General features: G+C 72.3%; 21 protein-coding genes. 2 read left to right on the top strand and 19 right to left on the bottom strand.

Features of this window, described 5'->3' with window-relative positions:
* Positions 1 to 44: 44 nt before the first annotated feature.
* The 3 genes from FRAAL_RS04885 to FRAAL_RS04875 all read right to left on the bottom strand — a co-directional run bounded on the left by FRAAL_RS04885 (position 45) and on the right by FRAAL_RS04875 (position 3199).
* On the bottom strand, positions 45 to 1652 hold the full coding sequence (locus tag FRAAL_RS04885; RefSeq protein ID WP_011602328.1) for a bifunctional ADP-dependent NAD(P)H-hydrate dehydratase/NAD(P)H-hydrate epimerase: 1608 nt from the start codon (positions 1650 to 1652) through the stop codon (positions 45 to 47).
* 78 nt (positions 1653 to 1730) lie between these two features.
* A complete protein-coding gene (locus tag FRAAL_RS04880) occupies positions 1731 to 2087 on the bottom strand; it encodes a holo-ACP synthase (RefSeq protein ID WP_011602327.1) in 357 nt (118 codons plus the stop codon).
* A 191-nt stretch (positions 2088 to 2278) separates the two neighbouring features.
* Positions 2279 to 3199: a PadR family transcriptional regulator gene (locus FRAAL_RS04875; protein ID WP_041940175.1), complete on the bottom strand. Its 921-nt coding sequence runs from the start codon at positions 3197 to 3199 to the stop codon at positions 2279 to 2281.
* A gap of 158 nt (positions 3200 to 3357) precedes the next feature.
* Between FRAAL_RS04875 and FRAAL_RS04870 the strand changes: the two genes are divergently transcribed.
* Complete coding sequence (locus tag FRAAL_RS04870) at positions 3358 to 3933, top strand: SWIM zinc finger family protein (RefSeq protein WP_041938853.1); 576 nt, start codon at positions 3358 to 3360, stop codon at positions 3931 to 3933.
* 426 nt (positions 3934 to 4359) lie between these two features.
* On the opposite strand, the gene glmS is transcribed toward FRAAL_RS04870, so the two are convergent.
* The 4 genes from glmS to rplM all read right to left on the bottom strand — a co-directional run bounded on the left by glmS (position 4360) and on the right by rplM (position 8876).
* The gene (gene glmS / locus FRAAL_RS04865) at positions 4360 to 6345 is read right to left on the bottom strand and encodes a glutamine--fructose-6-phosphate transaminase (isomerizing) (protein WP_011602324.1); all 1986 of its coding nucleotides are present in this window, start codon (positions 6343 to 6345) and stop codon (positions 4360 to 4362) included.
* Between the two features lie 103 nt (positions 6346 to 6448).
* Positions 6449 to 7816 (bottom strand): phosphoglucosamine mutase, encoded by a 1368-nt coding sequence (gene glmM / locus FRAAL_RS04860; RefSeq protein WP_041938852.1) that lies wholly within the window; start codon positions 7814 to 7816, stop codon positions 6449 to 6451.
* A gap of 115 nt (positions 7817 to 7931) precedes the next feature.
* On the bottom strand, positions 7932 to 8339 hold the full coding sequence (gene rpsI, locus FRAAL_RS04855) for a 30S ribosomal protein S9 (protein WP_011602322.1): 408 nt from the start codon (positions 8337 to 8339) through the stop codon (positions 7932 to 7934).
* Between the two features lie 93 nt (positions 8340 to 8432).
* On the bottom strand, positions 8433 to 8876 hold the full coding sequence (gene rplM / locus FRAAL_RS04850; protein ID WP_041938851.1) for a 50S ribosomal protein L13: 444 nt from the start codon (positions 8874 to 8876) through the stop codon (positions 8433 to 8435).
* 321 nt (positions 8877 to 9197) lie between these two features.
* On the opposite strand from rplM, the gene FRAAL_RS04845 reads away from it, so the two are divergent.
* Positions 9198 to 11054, top strand: coding sequence for a hypothetical protein (locus tag FRAAL_RS04845; RefSeq protein ID WP_231861508.1), 1857 nt, complete (start codon positions 9198 to 9200; stop codon positions 11052 to 11054).
* A 21-nt stretch (positions 11055 to 11075) separates the two neighbouring features.
* On the opposite strand, the gene truA is transcribed toward FRAAL_RS04845, so the two are convergent.
* From truA to rplO, 12 genes are all read right to left on the bottom strand, one after another.
* Positions 11076 to 11972 carry a tRNA pseudouridine(38-40) synthase TruA gene (gene truA / locus FRAAL_RS04840; protein WP_231861507.1) on the bottom strand — a complete coding sequence of 299 codons (897 nt, stop codon included), beginning with the start codon at positions 11970 to 11972 and terminating at the stop codon, positions 11076 to 11078.
* Positions 11973 to 12178: 206 nt separating this feature from the next.
* A complete protein-coding gene (rplQ, locus tag FRAAL_RS04835) occupies positions 12179 to 12793 on the bottom strand; it encodes a 50S ribosomal protein L17 (protein WP_011602318.1) in 615 nt (204 codons plus the stop codon).
* A gap of 117 nt (positions 12794 to 12910) precedes the next feature.
* Positions 12911 to 13960 carry a DNA-directed RNA polymerase subunit alpha gene (locus FRAAL_RS04830; protein ID WP_009740501.1) on the bottom strand — a complete coding sequence of 350 codons (1050 nt, stop codon included), beginning with the start codon at positions 13958 to 13960 and terminating at the stop codon, positions 12911 to 12913.
* Between the two features lie 223 nt (positions 13961 to 14183).
* Positions 14184 to 14813, bottom strand: coding sequence for a 30S ribosomal protein S4 (gene rpsD, locus FRAAL_RS04825; protein ID WP_011602317.1), 630 nt, complete (start codon positions 14811 to 14813; stop codon positions 14184 to 14186).
* 95 nt (positions 14814 to 14908) lie between these two features.
* Positions 14909 to 15313 carry a 30S ribosomal protein S11 gene (gene rpsK / locus FRAAL_RS04820; protein WP_009740503.1) on the bottom strand — a complete coding sequence of 135 codons (405 nt, stop codon included), beginning with the start codon at positions 15311 to 15313 and terminating at the stop codon, positions 14909 to 14911.
* An 81-nt stretch (positions 15314 to 15394) separates the two neighbouring features.
* Complete coding sequence (gene rpsM, locus FRAAL_RS04815; RefSeq protein WP_009740504.1) at positions 15395 to 15775, bottom strand: 30S ribosomal protein S13; 381 nt, start codon at positions 15773 to 15775, stop codon at positions 15395 to 15397.
* Positions 15776 to 15980: 205 nt separating this feature from the next.
* Positions 15981 to 16094 carry a 50S ribosomal protein L36 gene (rpmJ, locus tag FRAAL_RS04810; protein ID WP_003956441.1) on the bottom strand — a complete coding sequence of 38 codons (114 nt, stop codon included), beginning with the start codon at positions 16092 to 16094 and terminating at the stop codon, positions 15981 to 15983.
* A 79-nt stretch (positions 16095 to 16173) separates the two neighbouring features.
* Positions 16174 to 16395 (bottom strand): translation initiation factor IF-1, encoded by a 222-nt coding sequence (gene infA, locus FRAAL_RS04805; protein WP_006541558.1) that lies wholly within the window; start codon positions 16393 to 16395, stop codon positions 16174 to 16176.
* 254 nt (positions 16396 to 16649) lie between these two features.
* Entirely contained in the window at positions 16650 to 17495 is an 846-nt protein-coding gene (map, locus tag FRAAL_RS04800) for a type I methionyl aminopeptidase (RefSeq protein ID WP_011602316.1), read from the bottom strand.
* A 164-nt stretch (positions 17496 to 17659) separates the two neighbouring features.
* Positions 17660 to 18313, bottom strand: a complete 654-nt coding sequence (locus FRAAL_RS04795; RefSeq protein WP_011602315.1) for an adenylate kinase — start codon at positions 18311 to 18313, stop codon at positions 17660 to 17662.
* Complete coding sequence (secY, locus tag FRAAL_RS04790; protein ID WP_011602314.1) at positions 18313 to 19605, bottom strand: preprotein translocase subunit SecY; 1293 nt, start codon at positions 19603 to 19605, stop codon at positions 18313 to 18315. The genes FRAAL_RS04795 and secY overlap by 1 nt, the downstream gene beginning before the upstream one ends.
* Positions 19606 to 19860: 255 nt before the next feature.
* A complete protein-coding gene (gene rplO, locus FRAAL_RS04785) occupies positions 19861 to 20391 on the bottom strand; it encodes a 50S ribosomal protein L15 (protein ID WP_011602313.1) in 531 nt (176 codons plus the stop codon).

Raw genomic sequence — 20391 nt, 5'->3', positions numbered from 1 at the left:
GCCACGCTACTCGCCGTGACCGCCCGCCGGGTGCCCCCGACCGGCTACGCGAGCAGCTCCGCGATGACCCGAGGCAGCAGGTTGGGCAGGTCGCCGGCGGCGAGCGGCGCGGCAGCCCGCTCGGCGGCGCGCCCGTGCAGGTACGCGCCGACCGCCCCGGCACCGGCGGCGGGCAGCCCGGCGGCGAGCAGCGAGCCGATCAGCCCGGTCAGGACGTCCCCCGTGCCGGCGGTGCCCAGCCAGCCGGAACCGGTCGTGTTCACCCAGGCCGCCCCGGCCGGTTCGACGATCAGGGTACGGGTGCCCTTGAGCAGGATCACCGCGCCCGTCGCCGCGGCGGCCCGCCGGACGGTGGCGAGGCGGTCCGCCGCGAGGTCCGCCGTCGTGCGGTCGGGATCCCAGCCCAGGGCGGCGGCTGTGAGCCGGCCGAACTCGCCCTCGTGCGGGGTGAGGAGAACCGGCGCGCCCCGGTCACGCAGCGCCGCGGGATCCGCCGCGAGGATCTCCGCCAGCGGGTCGAGCGCGCCCGCGTCGACCACGACCGGAAGGTCGGTGCCGAGCAGTCCGGCCACCAGCTCCCGGACCGCGGGCCCCGGGTCCAGTCCCGGGCCGATCGCCCAGGCCTGAACCCGGCCGGCGGCGAGCATGGCCGCGCGGTCCCCGGCCCGGACGGCGGTCACCACCGCCTCGGGGTGCGCCAGCCGGACGAACTCCCCCGCCCGGCTGGCGACACCCACCGCGGAACCGCCGGCGTCATCGGCTCTGTCTCTGTCTCCGTCTCCGTCATCGTGGGCGTGGGCGTGGGCGTCGGGCGTCTCGGTCAGGGCGTGGCCCTCGGTCACGACTCGCAGGTAGCCGGCGCCGCCGCGCAGCGCACCGCCGACGGCGAGCACGGCGGCACCCGGATAGGCGTCGCTGCCCGCGACCAGGCCGAGGACCCCCCGGCGGTACTTGGACGACTCCGGGCCCGGCACCGGGAACATGGCGGCGACGTCGGCGTCGTCGAGCGCCCGCAGGTCGGGTTCGGGCAGCGCCAGCCCGATGTCGACCAGCTCCACCGGCCCGGTGTGGGCGGCGCCCGGCATCAGCCACAGGCCGCGTTTGTGCGTGCCGAACGTGACGGTGGCACTGGCCCGCACGGCGGGTCCGGTGACGGCGCCGGTGTCCGCGTCGACGCCGCTGGGAACGTCGACGGCCACGGTGCGCTCGGGCGGCGCGAGGGCCGCCAGCCGGGCGTGGTCCGCCCGCAGGCCGCCGCGGCCACCGATGCCGAGCAACCCGTCCAGGACGAGGTCGGCGCGGTCCACCAGTCCGCGCAGCGTCTCGTCGTCGAGCTCCGAGGCGGGGCCGTGCAGCCTGCCGCCGGCGGCGAGCAGGGCGGCGCTGCCCTCCGGATGGGTGCGGCCGGGTGCGACGGCGTCGACCCGAGCGCCCCGCGCGGCCAGGCGTGCGCCGGCCCACAGGGCGTCACCGCCGTTGTCACCGCCCCCGGCAAGCACGACGATCCGGGCGCCGTAGACGTGGCCGAGGCGGCGGGCGACATGGGCGACCAGGCCGTACACCGCGCGTTGCATGAGGGCTCCGGGCGGCAGGCAGGCGAGCAGCACTGCCTCGGCGTCCCGGATCTGGGTGACCGTGTGCGCGTTCCGCATGCCGCCATGCTGCCCCGCGCCGAGCGGCCGGTGCCGCAGGAAGGCGGTCAGCAGGAGAGTTGGCCGGTAGGAAGGCGGTCAGCTCTCGGCGACGACCATCGCGATGGCGACCCCGCCGTCGTGGGTGAGGGACAGGTGCCAGGAGGCGATGTCGAGCCGCTGCGCCGCGGCGGCCACGGTGCCGCGAATCCGCAGCGACGGCCGCCCACCCGTGGCCAGGACGACCTCGGCGTCGTGCCATTCCAGCCCGGGCGGCGCCCCAAGCACCTTCGCCACGGCCTCCTTCGCCGCGAACCGGGCGGCCAGCCGCTCCGGGCGGGCCAGACCGCGCTCCGCCGGGGTGAACAGGCGCATCGCGATCCCCGGCGTCCGGGACAGCGTCGCGGCGAAACGGTCCACGTCCACCACGTCGACGCCGACACCGACCACCGCCATCGCGCAAGCGTCCCATACCGGTGCCGCGGCCCTCGGTGGACCGTGCGCCGCGCCGCGCCGATCGCGCCGCGGCCGGGCGCACCCCCTCGAATCAGGGCCTCGCCCTGCCCGAAGGGGTGGCCCGCCGGCGGATCCTGAGCCGCGGTCCCGACAGTCCCCGGCCAGGGCCAGGGCCGGGGCCGGGATCAGAGTCAGGACTTCGCATCCCAGCCCGACGCGGGACCGTCCACCGTCCCGTCACCGTCCTGCGCGGCGGCGTCGTTCCCGGCGGCGGCCTGCCCGGCGCTGTGGGCCCCCTCCGCGGTCGCCGGCTCGCCTTCGTCGCCGGCCAGGATGCGGTAAAGGCTGCGGCGGGTCTCGGTGAGCAGGGACCGGGCGGCGGCGATCTGCGCGTCGTCCCCGGCCTGGGCGACCTGGACCACCGCGGCACCCACCGCGAAGGCCAGGGAGCGCAGGCTGGTCAGCTCGTCGTCGGCGCTGGCCGCGGCGGTCTCCCACGGCTTGCGGTGCCCCACCCGGGACTCGACGTGGGCCCGCCCGAGGTCGGTGAGGTGGAAGACCCGCTTGCCCTCCGCCTCCTCCGCGCGCACGAGCCCCTCGTCGGCGAGCAGGGACAGCACCGGGTAGACCGAGCCGGGGCTCGGCCGCCAGGTGCCACCGCTGCGCTCGGCCAGCTCGCGGATCATCTGGTAGCCGTGCATGGGCTGCTCGGCGAGCAGGGCCAGCAACGCCTCGCGGACGTCGCCGCGCCCCACCCGCGGCCCACGGCCGAAGCCACCCGGCCCGCCGAAGCCCGGACCGAACCCGGGACCGAACCCGGGACCGGGGAAGCCGCCGAACGGCGGCCAGCCCGGGCCACCGCCGCGGCGCCCGCGCGGCCGCCCCTCGCCGGGTCCGCCGTGCTCATGCCGCCCGCCGCCGTGCCCGCCGCGCGCCGTGCGGCTGGTGCGCTCGCGAGCCGCCGACTCCTTCGTCCCGCACCCGCCGGCCTCACGCTCCGCCCAGCCGGCCACCGTCTCGAAGAACTCCGACAGCCGCGCGGGATCGAAACCCGCCGCGCGCCCCCACTTGCCCCAGGGTCCCCATGGGCCTGGAATCGCCTGCGATGTCATGATCTTGCCCTTCATCTCCACGGAAGACCAACGGAGGTCATCCGCTCGCTATCGCGTACGCTAACGATATATCGCGATGCTACGTCTGACAAGACGGCCTTGGTAACGCCGGGGACCTGGCCGGTACGATCCGCCCTCGCATTCCGTAGGATTGACCAGTGATCATTTCTGTGTCCGGAGAGAACGGGCACGGCGGGGACGCCGTCACCCCGCTCGAAGCAGCCTTCGAGGAACGTGCCTGCGCACAGCGCGCGGGTACCGACGTGTTCATCGAAGGGGTGAACCTGGCCCTGCTCGGCCGCGTCGAGCAGCTGCGCATCCGGCCTACCAACGCCTCGGGCACGGTCGACGACGACGGGCCGCACGAGGTCCGGCTGGAGGCCGCCGACGACGGGCCGCGCACCGGCTGCACCTGCCCCGAAGGGGCGACCGGCTCGTTCTGCCGCCACGCGGTCGCCGTCGCCCTGGTCGCCACCGGCTCGGCGGGACTCGCCGACGACGACGAGGATGCCGACGACGACGAGGACAACGGCGGGATCATCGGCGAGAGCTCGCTGTTCACCGACGATCCGGTGCACGCCGCGATGCGGGTGTTCCTCAGCCGTGTCCCCCGCGCCGAGCTCGTCGAGACCCTGCTCGACGCCGCGGACGACAACGAGGCGGTCGCCGACGCGCTCTGGGAGGCCACCGTCGCCTGGCACGGCCGCCAGCACGGCGCCGCCCCCTCGCCCTGACCCAGCCCCCGAGGCCAGAGGCCCCGCGAATCGCCGAAGGCCCCGCCGACCAACCCAGGAAGATCGCCAAAGGCGATCTGACGGAAACCGGCTACCACCCCGAGGCCAGAGGTCCCCGTGAGTCGCCGAAGGCCCCGCCGACCAACCCAGGAAGATCGCCAAAGGCGATCTGACGGAAACCGGCTGCCACCCCGAGGCCAGGGGTCCCCGTGAGTCGCCGAAGGCCCCGCCGACCAACCCAGGAAGATCGCCAAAGGCGATCTGACGGAAACCGGCTGCCACCCCGAGGCCAGAGGTCCCCGTGAGTCGCCGAAGGCCCCGCCGACCAACCCAGGAAGATCGCCAAAGGCGATCTGACGGAAACCGGCTACCACCCCGAGGCCAGGGGTCCCCGTGAGTCGCCGAAGGCGACTCACGGGGGATGGCCTACTCCACCGTGACGGACTTCGCGAGGTTGCGCGGCTGGTCGACGTCGAGGCCGCGGGCGAGGGCGAGCTCGCAGGCGAACACCTGCAGCGGCAGGGTCGTCACCAGGGGCGCGAACAGGGACGACGTCGCCGGTACCCGGATGAGATGGTCGGCGTAGGGCTCCACCGCGACGTCGCCGTCCTCGGCGATCACGATGGTCCGCGCGCCCCGCGCCCGGACCTCCTGAATGTTGGAAACGATCTTTCCGTGCAGGTGCGCGCGCCCGCGCGGTGACGGTACGACGACGATCACGGGCAGGCCCGGTTCGATGAGCGCAATCGGCCCGTGCTTGAGCTCGCCCGCCGGGAACCCCTCGGCGTGCATGTAGGCGAGTTCCTTGAGCTTGAGGGCCCCCTCCAGCGCCACCGGGTAGCCCACGTGGCGGCCGAGGAAGAGCACGGCCTTGGCGTCGGCCAGGCTGCGGGCGAGCTCGCGGATCGGTTCGAGCCGGCCCAGCGTCCGCTCCACCAGGTCGGGCATCCGCTGCAGCCGCTCGACGTAGGCGGCGACCTCGTCGCCGTAGAGCACGCCCCGCACCTGCGCCAGGTACAGACCGACGAGCAGGCAGGCCGCGACCTGGCCGAGAAAGGTCTTGGTCGAGGCGACGCCGACCTCGGGCCCGCAGCGCGTGTACAGCACCGCGTCGGACTCCCGGGGGATCGTCGACCCGTTCGTGTTGCAGATCGCCAGCACCCGGGCCTTCTGCTCCCGTGCGTGCTTGACGGCCATCAGCGTGTCCAGCGTCTCGCCGCTCTGGCTGATCGCGATGACGAGGGTGGAGCGGTCCAGCACGGGATCCCGGTAGCGGAACTCCGAGGCCATCTCGACCTCGCAGGGCAGGCGCGTCCAGTGCTCGACGGCGTACTTCGCGATCAGTCCGGCATGGTAGGCCGTCCCGCAGGCCACGATGAAGACCTTGTCGACGTCCCGGAAGTCCTGGGCGGACAGCCGCTCCTCGTCGAGGACGATCGCGCCGTCGGCGGACAGCCGACCCCGCAGGGTGTCGGCGAGCGCGGTCGGCTGCTCGTTGATCTCCTTGAGCATGAAGTACGGGTAGCCGCCCTTCTCCGCGGCGCCCGCGTCCCAGTCGACGTGGTAGTGGCGCCCCTCGACGACCTCCCCGGCGAAGTCGGTCACGGTGACGCCGTCCCGGCGGGCCTCGACCACCTGGTCCTGGCCGATCTCCAGCGCCTCGCGGGTGTGGGCGATGAACGCCGAGACGTCGCTGGCGAGGAAGGTCTCCCCCGTGCCCAGCCCGACGACCAGGGGGCTGTTGCGCCGGGCGCCGACGACCACCTCGGGAAAGTCGCGGTGCAGCACGACGAGGGTGAAGGCACCCTCCAGCCGGCGGCAGACGCGCTGCAACGCCACGGTCAACGGGTGCGTCCCCGGTTCCGCGACGCGGCCGACCGGCTCGCCCGAGCCGGGCACGGACGCGGACGCGGGAGCCGTGCCGGGGCGGGTCGGCCGGGGGGTGACGTCCTCCGGGATCGCCGCCGCCGGCGCGGCGGCGGCGTTGCCCAGCTCGACTTCCAGCAGGTGGGCGACGACCTCGGTGTCCGTCTCGCTGGCGAGCTCGTGCCCGATCGCCTCCAACTCGGCGCGCAGCGCGGCGAAGTTCTCGATGATGCCGTTGTGGATGACGGCGATCGCGCCGGTGCAGTCGGTGTGGGGATGGGCGTTGGCGTCGGTCGGGCCGCCGTGGGTGGCCCACCGGGTGTGCCCCATCCCGGTCGTCCCGGGCATCGGATCCGCCGCCGCGCTCTCGGCCAGCAGCTTCTCCAGGTTGGCGAGCTTGCCGGCCCGCCGCGCCGTCCGCAGGGCCCCGGCGCCGACGACCGCGACGCCGGAGGAGTCATAGCCGCGGTACTCCAGGCGCCGCAGGCCGTTCAACGCGACGTCCAGGGCCGACTGGTCACCGACGTACCCGATGATCCCGCACATGCGACTCAGCGTACGCAGGTTCCCCGGGCGGGCGGACCTGGCCGGCCGAACACCGGGTGAGTTGTCCTGGCGTGGCCTCGCCGGCGGGTTGGCGAGGGCGGACTCAGCGGGGCGCCGGCAGCGCGGCGCGGACGACGGCCGCGAGGCGCTGGGCGGTGTCCCGCGCGACGGCGTCGGTCTCCGCCTCCACCATGACGCGGACCAGCGGCTCGGTTCCCGAGGGCCGAAGCAGCACCCGGCCGCCGTCGCCGAGCTCGGCCTCCGCCGCGGCGACGGCCGCCCGCAGCTGCGGTGAGGTGTCCACCCGGGTGCGATCGACGCCGCGCACGTTGACGAGCACCTGCGGCAATCGGGTCATGGCCTTGGCGAGCTCGCCGAGGGGCTGGCCGGTCTCGGCGACGCGGCCGAGCAGCCGCAGCGCCGTCAGCAGCCCGTCGCCGGTGGTGGCGTGGTCGAGGAAGACGACGTGCCCGCTCTGCTCGCCGCCGAGCACGTAGCCGCCGGCGCGCATCGCCTCCACCACGTACCGGTCGCCGACGGGCGTGGTCACGACGGTGATCCCCGCCTCGCGCATCGCGTGGTGGAAGCCCAGGTTCGACATCACGGTGACGACGACCGTGTCGTCGGCCAGTTCGCCGCGCTCGGCCAGGGCGAGCGCGCAGATGGCGAGGATCTGGTCGCCGTCGACGATCTCGCCGGCGGCGTCCACCGCGAGGCAGCGGTCCGCGTCGCCGTCGTGGGCGATGCCGACATCGGCGGCCTGGTCGACAACCGCCGCCCGCAGGCTGTCCAGATGGGTGACGCCGCTGCCGTCGTTGATCGCCGCGCCGTCGCCGTCGGCGTGCAGCGCGATGACGTCCGCGCCGGCGGCGCGCAGTACCCGCGGCGCGAGCGCCGAGGCCGCGCCCTGGGCGCAGTCGACGACGACCCGCAGGTTGTCGAGCCGCACCGGAAGGGCGGCGAGCAGGTGGTCCGCGTAGCGGTCGAGAAGCCCTGGTTCGTCCCGGATCCGCCCGACGTCGGCACCGACGGGTCGGGGGCCGGGTGGTTGCGCCATCCGCCGCTCGATGGCGTCCTCGACCTCGTCGGGGAGTTTGAGACCGCCGGCGGCGAACACCTTGATGCCGTTGTCCGGCATCGGGTTGTGGCTGGCGGAGAGCATCACGCCGAAGGTCGCGTCGCTGGCGGCGACCGCGTGCGCCACGGCCGGGGTCGGAGCGACGCCGATGCGGGCGACGTCGGCACCTGAGGCGGCCAGGCCGGCGACGACCGCGGCCTCGAGGAACTCACCGGACGGACGGGTGTCCCGGCCGACGACCACGAGCGGGCGAGGCCGCTGCGCCGGCCCGGCAGAGCGGCCCGGCGCGCCCAGCAGCTCCACGGCCGCGGAGGCCAGGGACAGCGCCTGCTCCGCGGTGAGGTTGACGTTCGCCACGCCCCGGACGCCGTCGGTGCCGAAGAGCCTCGTCACTGAGGTCTCCCATGAAGTCGAAGGTTCAGGCGGAGACCGAGGCACGCACCGGCGGCACCCGTCCCCTCCGCAGGCGCGCCCATCGCGGGGGCGCGCCGACGAGGGGGACGCAAGGTCAGCGCTTGCTGTACTGCGGAGCCTTACGGGCCTTCTTCAGCCCGTACTTCTTGCGCTCCTTGACCCGGGCGTCTCGGGTCAGGAAGCCGGCCTTCTTGAGAGTAGGCCGTGACTCCTCCTCCGCCAGCGTCAGCGCGCGGGCGATGGCGAGGCGAAGGGCGCCGGCCTGGCCCGACACCCCGCCGCCGTGCAGCCGGGCGACGATGTCGTACGACTCGGCCTTGTCCAGCGCCTTCAGCGGCTCGTTGACGAGCTGCTGGTGCACCTTGTTGGGGAAGTACTCCTCCAGCGTCCGCCCGTTGAGCGTCCACTTCCCGTTGCCGGGGAGCAGGCGCACGCGGACGACCGCCTCCTTGCGCCGCCCAGTGGCGCGGGGGTTGCCCTGTACGTCGGTCACGACAGCCACGTCGCGTTCCTTCCTCGGTTGATGCGTGGTTCCCGTAGCCGGCGCCCGGAGCGGATCAACACCGCCCGCCGACCGGCTGGAGGAGGTCAGCGGTTACTGCGCGACCTGGATGATCTCGAACGGGGTGGGCTGCTGAGCGTCGTGCGGGTGCGTCGGCCCCGCGTAGACCTTCAGCTTGGTGCCCTGGGCGCGGCCGAGCTTGTTCTTCGGCAGCATGCCCTTGATGGCCTTCTCAATGATGATCTGCGGCCGCGTGTCGAGCAGTTCACCGTACGAGGTGCTGCGCAGACCGCCCGGGAAGCCCGAGTGCCGGTGGTACTGGGCCTGCTGACGCTTGTTCCCGCTCAGCGCGACCTTGCCGGCGTTGACGACGATGACGAAGTCGCCGGTGTCGATGTGCGGGGCGAAGTACGGCTTGTGCTTGCCACGCAGCAGCGTGGCGGCCTGGGTCGCCAGCCGACCGAGCACCACGTCGGTGGCATCGATGACGTGCCACACACGCTGGACATCCGCGGGCTTGGGCTGGTACGTGCGCACAGGTCTGCCTTCTCGTTCGGACGACTCCGCCTGGAACTCCGAGGGGCCTCGGGCGGATCTCGTCAAGAATGGTGAGCGCGCAGACGGGACGTGTCACGCGCAGCAGTCTTTGAGGTTACCAGGCGATCTGAGCGGACCGCCGAGCGGCCCGACCAGCCATCGCCGTCAGGACGCCAACCGCACCACACGCGCCCGACCCACCCGGCCCGTCGAAACCTCGCTGGCTGCCCAGTGTATCGGGCGGGCGTCGGACGGGGCGCCCGCGCGGGGATGCCCGCAGATGGGCTGGCACCCTCCAGCGAGCTAGCTATTCTGACCGAGATGACTGAATTGGGTGGCGAGGGACACGAGACGCGCGCGGGGTCGGGCACTCCGCCGCGCGACCGACCGGACCGCGCCGCCCGGCCGGACGACCCGATCGATTCCGCCGGCAGGCCGTCCGGACCCCCGGGAGCCGCCGCGGCGGCTCTCACCGGCGCGGCCGGTGTGCCCGGTCCCGATCTGCCGAGTCCGGCGTCATCCGGAGGCCAGGACCTGCGCGGCCGCTACGTCAGCTACGACGGTTGGACGCCCCCGAGCGACGATCCCCTCTTCGGCGGCCCCCGCAGCTACGCCTTCTCGTTCGACCACCTCGCCACCAGCGCGAGTTCGGCTCCGGGGCCGGCCGGGTCGACCTCGTCCGAGGCCGCGCCGCCCGAGCCGTCCGCGTCCGAGTGGCCGTCCTTCGACCAGACCTCGACCGACCAGTCCCCGACCGACCAGCCATCCACCGATCAGGCGTCCACCGGCACGGCATCCACCGGCACGGCAGGGACGCACCCGGGTGCTGCCACGGCGGCCTGGCCGGGCCGCCACGAACGTCCGGCGTCCCGACCGGCTACCGGGGCCGTGGGCCTCGGCGTACCGCGATCGGAACGACCCGCGGCCGGCGACGCCGCGCCGACGAGTGCTGCCCCAGGGATCGGCGCGGAAGCCGGCACCGGCTTCCCACCGCGGTCGGGCGCGCAGCCCGCGCCGTCCGAACCGGCGAGCGGCTGGTCGATCCGGGGCTGGTCGGGCGCGCCCGGCCGGCTGACCGGCGTCACCCCCCTCGCCCACCCAGGTCCCCGAACCAACCCGCATCCCCAGACCGAGCCACATCCCCAGACCGAGCCGCATCCCCTGTCCGGCACCAGCTCCCCGACCGACACGCCCGCCCCTCCCGCCTGGACCGACCTCGGCGACCTGGACAACCAGGCAGCCGGCGGCGGCTACCCGGACAACGGGTATCCGAACAACGGGTATCCGAACAGCGACGAGTACCCGAACAGCGACGAGTACCCCGACGGGGACAGGTACGCCGACGGGGACGAAGACCCCGACGGGGACGGCTACCCCGACGAGCCCGACGGCGCCGGCGGCCGCACCGGCGCCGGTCCTCCTCCTCCCGCGGCCGGGCGAGGAGGACGATCCGGCCTGGCGGGCCGGGTCAGCGGTTCCCGGCGGCTGCTGGCCGTCGTCGCCGGAGCCGTCCTGGTACTCATCGCGGCTGTGGCGGTCGTCGCGTTGCGCGGCGGGGACGACAAGGGCGCCGCCGCGCCGGCCGCGACGGCCTCGTTGCCGCCGATACCGGCGAACTTCCTCGACAGCGCCGCGGTCGACGCGGATCCGATCACCCCCGAGGAGTTCTTCCCCGAGTCGTCCGTCGCGGTCGACGGGCGTGGCTACCAGCGACTCGCCCGCAAGCTCGACTCCGGCTGCCCGAACCTCACCGGCGATCTGATCGCCCAGGTGAAGGCCCCGCACTGCCGGCAGGTGGTGCGCTCGCTGTTCCTCAGCCATCCCCAGCCGGGCGCACGGCAGGTACTCGCGGGAGTGACCGTGTTCTCCCTGGACACCAGCGCGACGGCCACCCAGGCCGCGCAGGTGCTCAACCAGGGCCGCGGCGGCATCGTGCCGCTGCCGATCCCGGCCGGCACGATCCAGAACACGCAGATCACCGGGCCGGGCGGGAACAACTCCTGGCGCAGTGCGCTGAGCCGCGGGCACTATCTCGTCTACACCCAGATCGCGTACGTCGACGGCACCGCGGGCGCGGCCACCGACCCGGCGCTGCGCAACGCCCAGACCGACCTTGCCACGCTCGCCACCGAGCCGATGGGCGACCGGGCGGTGCTCGGGCACGGTCCGCGCCGCTGACGTCACGGGCCTCGGCAGACCTCAGCCGGACGGGGTGGTCGGCACGCGCACGGCCCGGGTGACCTCGGCCCGCGCCGCCAGCTCAGTGTCCGGGGGGTAACGCACCTCGACCAGCGTCAGCCCGTGCGCGGGGGCGACGGTGACGGCCGGATCGCGCAGTCCGCGGCGCAGGACCGCGGCCGGCCACTGCGGCGGCCGACGCCCCTCTCCCACCGCCAGCAACGCCCCGACGAGCGCCCGGACCATCGAGTGGCAGAAGGCGTCCGCCTCGACGTCGGCGACGACCACCCCGTCGGGGCGGCGCAGCACATCGAGGCGCAGCAGGGTGCGCACGGTCGTCGCGCCCTCCCGCCGACGACAGAAGGCCGCGAAGTCGTGCTCGCCGACCAGCAGCAGCGCCGCCGAGGCCATCGCCGGTACGTCCAGCGGCCGCGGCCAGGCAAGGGTGTCGAACCGCCGCAGCGGCTCGGCGCCGAACGGCGCGTCGGTGATGCGGTAGACGTAACGCCGGGACAGCGCCGAGAAGCGGGCGTCGAACCCGGCCGGCGCGGGGGCGAGGCCGGTGACCCGGACCGACCGGTCGAGGACGCCGTTGAGCCGCCGCGCGAGCCCGCCGAGCGGGACGTCCGTGGGGAGGTCGACGTGGGCGACCTGCCCGGCGGCGTGCACCCCGGAGTCGGTGCGCCCGGCCACCGTCAGGCGCACGGCCGCCAGCCGGGCGACCCGGATGAGCGCATCCTCCACGTCGCCCTGCACGGTCCGCTGGCCAGGCTGACGGGCCCAGCCGGCGAACGGCGTGCCGTCGTAGGCGATGTCCAGGCGCAGCCGGACCAGGCCCGCCGCCCGCGCCGCCACGTCCGTCACGGCGCCGGGCACCGCGTGGGGCACCCGCGGATCGGATCCCACGACATCGGACATCTGTCTCTCCCCGTACGGCGGCGTGCAGGTGGGGCACGACGCGGCGGTCCCGGCGGCACCCCGACAGGCACCCCGAGCGTGGAACGAACGCGGCGACCTGAACGGCGAAGGCCCGCCGCCCATGATGGGCGGCGGGCCTTGCGGGAGCTACCGGCGGGACGCGGGCGGCGGCGGCAGACCGCGTCCTCGACGAGGGATCTCCCTGGTCAGGACTTCGACTCGGCCGGACCGTCGTCGTCCGTCTCCTCGACGGTGGCCGCCGACGTCTCGGCCGCCTGGGCGGTGAGCGTCTCCTCGACGGGGGCCTGCTCCTCGGCGGACTGCGCTGCCACGGCGGCGGCGGTCGGCGACTCGCTCGCCAGGTCCTCGGCGGCCTCGGCGGTGGCACCGGTCGGCTTGCGCCGCTCGGAGAAGCGGGTTCCGCGGGCGCGCTCGGCCTCGCCGACGGCCTGCTGGCCGACGGTCAGCGCCTCCACCAGCTCGATGCGGGCCAGCGGGGCGTTGTCGCCCTTGCGGTTGCCGAGCTTGATGATCCGGGTGTAGCCACCGTCCCGGTTGGCGTACCGCGGGCCGATCTCGGTGAACAGGGTGTGCACCACCGAGTTGTCCCGCACGTGGCGCATGACGCGGCGCCGGGCGTGCAGGTCGCCGCGCTTGGCGAAGGTCACCAGCCGCTCGGCGTACGGGCGCAGCCGCTTGGCCTTGGCCTCGGTGGTGGTGATGCCGCCGTGCTCGAACAGCGCGGTGGCGAGGTTGGCCAGCAGCAGCCGCTCATGTGCGGGGCTGCCGCCGAGCCGGGCGCCCTTCGTTGGCGTGGGCATGATGAGTGCTCCTCGTTCCTTTCACTGTCCCGCCAGGCTGCCCGCCCGTAGGACGGCGGCATGCGCCACCGGAGGTCGTCGAGGGCCCCCGCCGGTGGGCGGGGGCCCTCGTGAAGGTCAGTACTGTTCGGTCTCGACGAACTCCGCGCCGTCGTCGGACGGGTCGGAGAACGCCGGGTTGTAGCTGTCGGTGCCGTAGGTGTCCACGGCCTGACGCGGGTCGAATCCGGGCGGGGAGTCCTTGAGCTGCAGGCCCATCGCGCCGAGCTTCGTCTTGACCTCGTCGATCGACTTCTGCCCGAAGTTGCGGATGTCGAGCAGGTCGGCCTCGCTGCGGGAGACCAGCTCGCCGATCGTGTGGATGCCCTCGCGCTTGAGGCAGTTGTAGGAGCGGACGGTCAGGTCCATCTCCTCGATCGGCAGCGCGAGGTCGGCCGCCAGCGCCGCGTCCGCGGCGGACGGGCCGATGTCCACGCCCTCCGCCTCGGCGTTGAGCTCCTGGGCCAGCCCGAACAGGCCGACCAGGGTCTTGCCGGCGCTCGCCATCGCGTCGCGCGGGGAGATCGACGGCTTCGTCTCGACGTCGACGATGAGCCGGTCGAAGTCGGTGCGCTGCTCGACGCGGGTCGCCTCGACCTTGTAGGTCACCTTCAGCACCGGCGAGTAGATCGAGTCGATCGGGATCCGCCCGATCTCCTGGCCGGCCTGCTTGTTCTGGGCCGCGCTGACGTACCCGCGACCCCGCTCGACGGTCAGCTCGATCTCGAGCTTGCCCTTGTCGTTGAGGGTGGCCAGGCGCAGCTCGGGGCTGTGCACCTCGACGCCGGCCGGCGGGGCGATGTCCGCCGCCGTGACCTCGCCGGGGCCCTGCTTGCGCAGGTACATCACCGTCGGCTCGTCGTTGTCGGAGCTGACGACCAGTTCCTTGAGGTTCAGGATCAGGTCGGTCACGTCCTCCTTGACGCCGGGCACGGTGGAGAACTCGTGCAGCACCCCGTCGATGCGGATGCTGGTCACCGAGGCGCCGGGGATGGAGGACAGCAGGGTCCGGCGCAGCGAGTTGCCGAGGGTGTAGCCGAAGCCCGGCTCCAGCGGCTCGATCACGAAACGCGACCGGAACTCGGAGATCGGGTCCTCGACGAGGGTGGGACGCTGAGCGATCAGCATGTTGCGATCCTTCCGACCACGGCGACCGCCATATGACGCCGTGTGCTGCGGGCTCCCGGTTCGGGAGCCGGCGGGTGGGACATCGGTCCGTCCCACCCGCGGGCCCGGTGTCCGCCCGCCGCCCGGTCAACCACCCGGGCGGCGCGCACGGCACCGGTTGTCGCTCCTCCAGTGTGCCCCGCTGCCACGCGACGGGGGCGACCGGAACTACGGGCGACCGGAACTACTTGGAGTACAGCTCGACGATCAGCTGCTCCTGGACCTGGGTGTCGATGACCTGCCGGGCCGGCAGGGAGTGCACCAGGATCCGCATCTGGCTCGGGATGGACTCCAGCCACGCCGGGACGGCCCGGCCCTGGCCCGCGGTCTCCCGGGCGACGATGAACGGGGTGAGCTCCCGGGCCTTCGGCGCGATCTCGACGATGTCGTTCTCGCTGATCCGGTAGCTCGGGATGTCGACCTTGCGCCCGTTGACCTGGACGTGGCCGTGCCGGACGGCCTGGCGGGCGGCGTCGCGGGACGGCGCGAAGCCCCCCCGGTAGACGACGTTGTCGAGCCGCGACTCGAGGATCTTCAGCAGCTCGTCACCGGTCTTGCCGGCCCGACGGTTCGCCTCGTCGTAGTAGCCCCGGAACTGCTTCTCCAGGATGCCGTAGATCCGCGCGCACTTCTGCTTCTCGCGCTTCTGCAGCAGGTACTCGGAGTCCTTGGTACGGCCCCGACCGTGCTCGCCCGGCGGGTAGGGCCGGATCTCGATCGGGCACTTCGGGGTGTCGCACTTGCTGCCCTTGAGGAACAGCTTCGTCTTCTCGCGGCGGCAACGCTTGCAGTCCGCGCCGGTGTAACGGGCCATCTAGTCCTTCTCTCTCGTCTCCTGGCGCGAACTCGAACGCGACGCCACGACTCCGGCCGGGACGCCATCCCGGCCGCGGTCGTCACGCCGCACGGTCACACCCTGCGCCGCTTGGGCGGGCGGCAACCGTTGTGGGGGGTCGGGGTGACGTCCTGGATCGCCCCGACCTCCAGGCCAGCGGCCTGCAGCGAGCGGATCGCGGTCTCCCGGCCGGAGCCGGGGCCCTTCACGAACACGTCGACCTTGCGCATCCCGTGCTCCTGCGCCTTGCGGGCCGCGTTCTCGGCGGCCATCTGCGCGGCGAAGGGGGTGGACTTCCGGGAGCCCTTGAAGCCGACGTGGCCGGCGGAGGCCCAGGAGATCACGTTCCCGGTGGGATCGGTGATCGAAACGATCGTGTTGTTGAACGTGCTCTTGATGTGAGCGTGCCCGTGGGCGACGTTCTTCTTTTCTTTGCGCCGGACCTTCTTGGCGCCGGCGGCGCGAGTCTTGGGAGGCATCTTCGCGTGTGGTCTCCGTCTGCGAGGTCGTCGATCAGTGGTCGTCCGAGGCCGGGCCGAGCGGCCCGCCGGGCGCCCTGACTACTTCTTGCCGGCCTTCTTCTTACCGGCGATGGCACGGCGCGGGCCCTTGCGGGTGCGGGCGTTGGTGTGCGTGCGCTGACCGTGGACCGGCAGGTTCCGGCGGTGCCGGAGACCCTGGTAGCAGCCGATCTCCATCTTGCGGCGGATGTCCTGCTTGATCTCCCGGTTGAGGTCGCCCTCCACCCGGTAGTTCGCGTCGATCCACTCGCGCAGCCGGACGATCTCGTCCTCGCTCAGGTCGCGGACACGGGTGTCCGGATTGACCCCGGTGGCGGCGAGGGTCTCCCGAGAGCGGGTACGGCCGATCCCGAAGATGTAGGTCAGGGCGATCTCGACCCGCTTCTCGCGGGGGAGGTCGACGCCGGAGAGGCGTGCCATGTACGGATGTTTCCTTCCTGCAACCGGAGGTCTCGGGCGATGCCGCCCCGGCCGGCACAGTGCCGGCCGGGCCCCGGCCTCCGACCGGGGGTGAGACGTCCCGCGCGGGGACGCCTGGCATCGCTTGGGTGCGGTGTTCCTCAGCCGGGCCGCGCGGCGCGCCTGCGCGCGCCGCCGGCAGGGCGAGGCCCACCCGTCAGTGGCTTCAGCCCTGACGCTGCTTGTGACGAAGGTTGTCGCAGATGACCATGACGCGCCCGTGGCGGCGGATCACCTTGCACTTGTCACAGATCTTCTTGACGCTGGGCTTGACCTTCACGGCTGTTGCGGACCTCCTGCGCAGCCGCGGGCCGCGCGTGGCGATGGGATGGTGGTACGAGCGAGGTGGAGGAGATCGACTACTTGTAGCGGTAGACGATGCGGCCGCGAGACAGGTCGTAGGGCGAGAGCTCGACCACGACGCGGTCCTCCGGCAGGATCCGGATGTAGTGCTGACGCATCTTGCCGCTGATGTGGGCGAGAACGCGATGACCGTTCTGGAGCTCGACCCGGAACATTGCGTTCGGGAGCGGCTCCACCACACGGCCCTCGATCTCGATGGCCCCGTCCTTCTTCGGCATGTCCTCCGCTGTCCTGACGTCGACGACTGAATCGGCGGTTCGGCCGCGCCCGGTCGAGCTGACCGGACATTAGTCCGGAAAGACCCAGGTCAGGGCCCGCCGACCCCGAAGGGGACCACGGACCGCCAACCACACTGCCACCGACCGCAACTGCCACGTTTCAGGACTGCTATCGACGCGGTGGAGCACACCGGCGTGAGGAGACCGCCAACTGAAGAGTGTACGTGGCCCATCCGTCAAGGGCCAACACAGGCTCAGCCGATGCCGGACGGGGCGTCGGCGGGCTGCCCGCAGGCGACGCCGAGCGCGGCGAGCCGCGCAACCCCACCGTCGGGCTCGGTCAGCACCCAGGGGCCCCGCGGGGTGATCGCCACCGAGTGCTCGGTGTGCGCGGCGAGGCTGCCGTCCTGGGTCACGACGGTCCAGTCGTCGGACAGCACGGTCGTGTCCGGCGAGCCCGTGGTGATCATCGGCTCGATCGCCAGCGCCAGTCCCTCGACCAGCCGGATGCCGCGACCGGGCCGGCCGTAGTTGAGCACGTGGGGGGGCTGGTGCATCTCGGTGCCGATGCCGTGGCCACCGTAGTGGTCGACGATGCCGTAGCCGTGCGGGCGGATGTGGCGCTCCACGGCGGCACTGATGTCGGTGAGCTTGCCGCCGAGCTGGGCGGCGGCCAGGCCGGCCCACAGCGAGCCCTCACAGGTCTCGATCAGGTCGAGGGCCTCGCGGGACACCTCGCCGACCGGGACGGTGATCGCAGCGTCCCCGTGCCAGCCGTCCACGATCGCGCCGCAGTCGATCGAGATGATGTCGCCCTCGCGCAGCACCCGTCGGCGGGTCGGGATCGCGTGGACGACCTCGTTGTTGACCGAACTGCAGATCGACGCCGGGTACGGCGGCTGGGCATAGCCCTTGAACGAGGGGATTCCGCCGTCGTCGCGGATCGTCTTCTCCGCGAGGGCGTCGAGGTCGGCGGTCGTCACGCCGGGGGCGACCGCCTCACGCAGCCGGGCGAGCGTCTTGGCGACGAGCAGGCCGGCCACCCGCATCTTGGCGATCTCCGCCGCGGTCTTGATCTGGACGTGCTCTCGTCGCGCCACGCTCTCGCCTCGGTCTGTGTCCGTGTCCTGGTCCGATACCCGATGCTAACCGTCGACCCGGTGCCGGCAGTACGGACGATCATCCGAGCCACCGGCGCCCACCCCGAGGACCGCCGTCGGCCGCCACCCACCGCGAGGGCGGGACCCGCTGGGCGGCGGACGTCTCAGTCCCCGTAGTGCCGCAGCGCGTCGAGCGCCCGATCGGTGACGTTGTCCACCGGGCCGGTGGCGTCGATGCCGATCAGGATGCCCTTCTCGGCGTAGTACGCCACCAGCGGCGACGTCTGGTCCGCGTACACCTCGAGCCGGTGGCGTACGGTCGCGGCCTGGTCGTCGTCGCGCTGGAACAGGTCGCCACCACACCGGTCGCACAGGCCCTCGACGGACGGCGGGTCGAAGTCGAGATGCCAGATGTGGCCGCAGGCGCGGCACGTCCGCCGGCCGGAGAGCCGCCGCACCACCTCGTCGTCGTCGACGACGAGCTCCAGGACCACGTCCAGGCGGGTTCCCATCCCGTCGAGCATCTGCCCGAGCACCTCGGCCTGGGGAACGTTGCGGGGGAACCCGTCGAGCAGGAAGCCCTTGACCGCGTCGTCCTCGGCGAGCCGGTTGCGAACCATCCCGATGGTGATCTCGTCGGGCACGAGGTCACCGGCATCCATGAAGGTCTTGGCCTTGACGCCCAGTTCGGTTCCCTGTCGCACGTTCGCTCGGAAGATGTCCCCAGTCGAGATCTTGGGGATGGACCGCGCCTGGGCAATGAACGCGGCCTGCGTACCCTTTCCGGCACCGGGCGGTCCCACCAGTACGAGGCGCACTACCGGAGGAAACCTTCGTAATTGCGGAGCATGAGCTGGCTTTCGATCTGCTTCACGGTTTCCAGCCCCACCCCCACCATGATCAGGACCGAGGTGCCCGCGAAGGGGAACGGCTGGTCCTTGGTCAGGTTCAACAGTGCCAACGGAAGGACCGTGATCACCCCGAGGAACAGCGAGCCGGGGAGAGTGATCCGGTCTAGGACGTGTTTGAGGTACTCCGCCGTCGGGTTACCCGGTCTGATCCCGGGGATGAACCCACCATACTTCTTCATGTTGTCCGCGACCTCCGTTGGGTTGAAGGTGATCGCAACATAGAAGTAGGTGAAGGCGATGATGAGTGCGAAGTACGTCACGAGATAGAGCGGATGGTCCCCGCGAGAGAGATACCTCTGCTCGAAGTCCTGAAAGCCCTGGTTGCTCCAGACCTGCCCGGCGAGCTGCGGGAGCTGGAGCAGGGAGGAGGCGAAGATGACGGGGATGATCCCGGCCTGGTTGACCTTGATGGGCAGGTAGGTGGAGGTGCCCCCGTACATCCGCCGACCGATCAGCCGCTTCGCGTACTGGACCGGGATCCGTCGCTGGGACTGCTCCACGAACACCACGAAAACCATGATCGCGAGCCCCAGCAGAATCACCAGGCTGAACACCACGCCGCCGGCGACCTGGAGGATCCGGCTGCCCTCGGAGGGAAGCCGCGCCGCGATCGAGGTGAAGATCAGCAGCGACATGCCGTTGCCGACGCCGCGCGCGGTGATCAGCTCACCCATCCACATGATGACCGAGGTGCCGGCGGTCATCGTGATGACGATCGTCGCGACGCGGAACAGGCTCGTGTCCGGGATGATGGCGGCCGAGCAGCTCGGGAAGAGCCGTCCGCTGCGGGCCAGCGCCACGATGCCGGTCGCCTGCAGGACGCCGAGCGCGATCGTCAGGTAGCGCGTGTACTGGGTGAGCTTCTGCTCGCCCGAGCTGCCTTCCTTCTTGAGCTGCTCGAGGCGGGGGATCACGACGACGAGCAACTGGATGATGATGCTCGAGGTGATGTAGGGCATGATGCCCAGCGCGAAGATGGAGAGCTGCAGCAGTGCGCCGCCGCTGAACAGGTTGATCAGCGAGTAGACGTTGCTGCTGTCGGCGCTCGCGCTGTTGAGGCAGGTGTTGACCGCGCGGGTTGAGACGCCGGGCGACGGCATGACGCTGCCGAACCGGAACAGCACCACGATCCCGACGGTGAACAGCAGCTTCTTGCGCAGGTCAGGAGTGCGGAATGCCCGCGTGAAGGCGGTGAGCACGGCTCCTCCTGCTGGGATTGCGGACCGACGGGGAGTGGACGTCCTGCCCTGTGCGGAGCGCCTACGTCGGCCGGCGGTCGACGTTGGTTAGGCGACTGTAACAGGACACCCGGTCCACTCGTCCGGACATCACGCCCAGTAAGCAGCGGTGGCCGGGAAGAACCTGTCTGATGCCGGTGCGCGCCGGGGTGTTGCGGGGGCTGCCCGGACAAGCAGGGCGAGGGGCGGCCGTGGGGCCGCCCCTCGCCCGGGGTCTCAACTCTGGGTGACGCTCCCGCCGGCAGCCGCGATCTTCTCTCGCGCGGAGGCCGAGAACGCGTCGGCGCTGACGTGCAGCGCGACGTCGATGTCACCGTTGCCCAGCACCTTCACCGGCAGCTTGGCGCGCACTGCCCCCTTGGCCACGAGGTCGGCCTTGGCCACCTCGCCGCCCTCGGGGAACAGCTCGGCCAGCGTGGACAGGTTCACCACCTGGTACTCCACCCGGGCCGGGTTGCTGAAGCCCTTGAGCTTGGGCAGCCGCATGTGCAGGGGCATCTGGCCACCCTCGAACCGGGCGGGCACCTGCTTGCGGGCCTTGGAGCCCTTGGTGCCACGACCGGCCGTCTTGCCCTTGGAGCCCTCACCGCGACCGACGCGGATCCGGCTGCGGTGGGCGCCGGGCGCCGGACGCAGGTGATGCACCTTCAGGCCACGGCCACGCTCGGTCTGCGCCGAGCCGGCGTCGCCCTGGGCGGACGCACCGCTGGCGGTCTCGCCCTTGTCGGTCTTGGTCAGTTCGGCCAT

The sequence above is a fragment of the Frankia alni ACN14a genome (genome assembly GCF_000058485.1).
Classification (GTDB): domain Bacteria; phylum Actinomycetota; class Actinomycetes; order Frankiales; family Frankiaceae; genus Frankia; species Frankia alni.
This window is presented reverse-complemented; position numbering and strand designations above follow the sequence as displayed.

Bases quoted from the DNA above. Each gene is read 5' to 3' on its own strand.
- FRAAL_RS04885 (WP_011602328.1), bottom strand. From the start codon at position 1,652: ATGCGGAACGCGCACACGGTCACCCAGATCCGGGACGCCGAGGCAGTG.
- FRAAL_RS04880 (WP_011602327.1), bottom strand. From the start codon at position 2,087: ATGGCGGTGGTCGGTGTCGGCGTCGACGTGGTGGACGTGGACCGTTTC.
- FRAAL_RS04875 (WP_041940175.1), bottom strand. From the start codon at position 3,199: ATGACATCGCAGGCGATTCCAGGCCCATGGGGACCCTGGGGCAAGTGG.
- glmS (WP_011602324.1), bottom strand. From the start codon at position 6,345: ATGTGCGGGATCATCGGGTACGTCGGTGACCAGTCGGCCCTGGACGTC.
- FRAAL_RS04845 (WP_231861508.1), top strand. From the start codon at position 9,198: ATGACTGAATTGGGTGGCGAGGGACACGAGACGCGCGCGGGGTCGGGC.
- truA (WP_231861507.1), bottom strand. From the start codon at position 11,972: ATGTCCGATGTCGTGGGATCCGATCCGCGGGTGCCCCACGCGGTGCCC.
- rplQ (WP_011602318.1), bottom strand. From the start codon at position 12,793: ATGCCCACGCCAACGAAGGGCGCCCGGCTCGGCGGCAGCCCCGCACAT.
- FRAAL_RS04830 (WP_009740501.1), bottom strand. From the start codon at position 13,960: ATGCTGATCGCTCAGCGTCCCACCCTCGTCGAGGACCCGATCTCCGAG.
- rpsD (WP_011602317.1), bottom strand. From the start codon at position 14,813: ATGGCCCGTTACACCGGCGCGGACTGCAAGCGTTGCCGCCGCGAGAAG.
- rpsK (WP_009740503.1), bottom strand. From the start codon at position 15,313: ATGCCTCCCAAGACTCGCGCCGCCGGCGCCAAGAAGGTCCGGCGCAAA.
- rpsM (WP_009740504.1), bottom strand. From the start codon at position 15,775: ATGGCACGCCTCTCCGGCGTCGACCTCCCCCGCGAGAAGCGGGTCGAG.
- infA (WP_006541558.1), bottom strand. From the start codon at position 16,395: ATGCCGAAGAAGGACGGGGCCATCGAGATCGAGGGCCGTGTGGTGGAG.
- rplO (WP_011602313.1), bottom strand. From the start codon at position 20,391: ATGGCCGAACTGACCAAGACCGACAAGGGCGAGACCGCCAGCGGTGCG.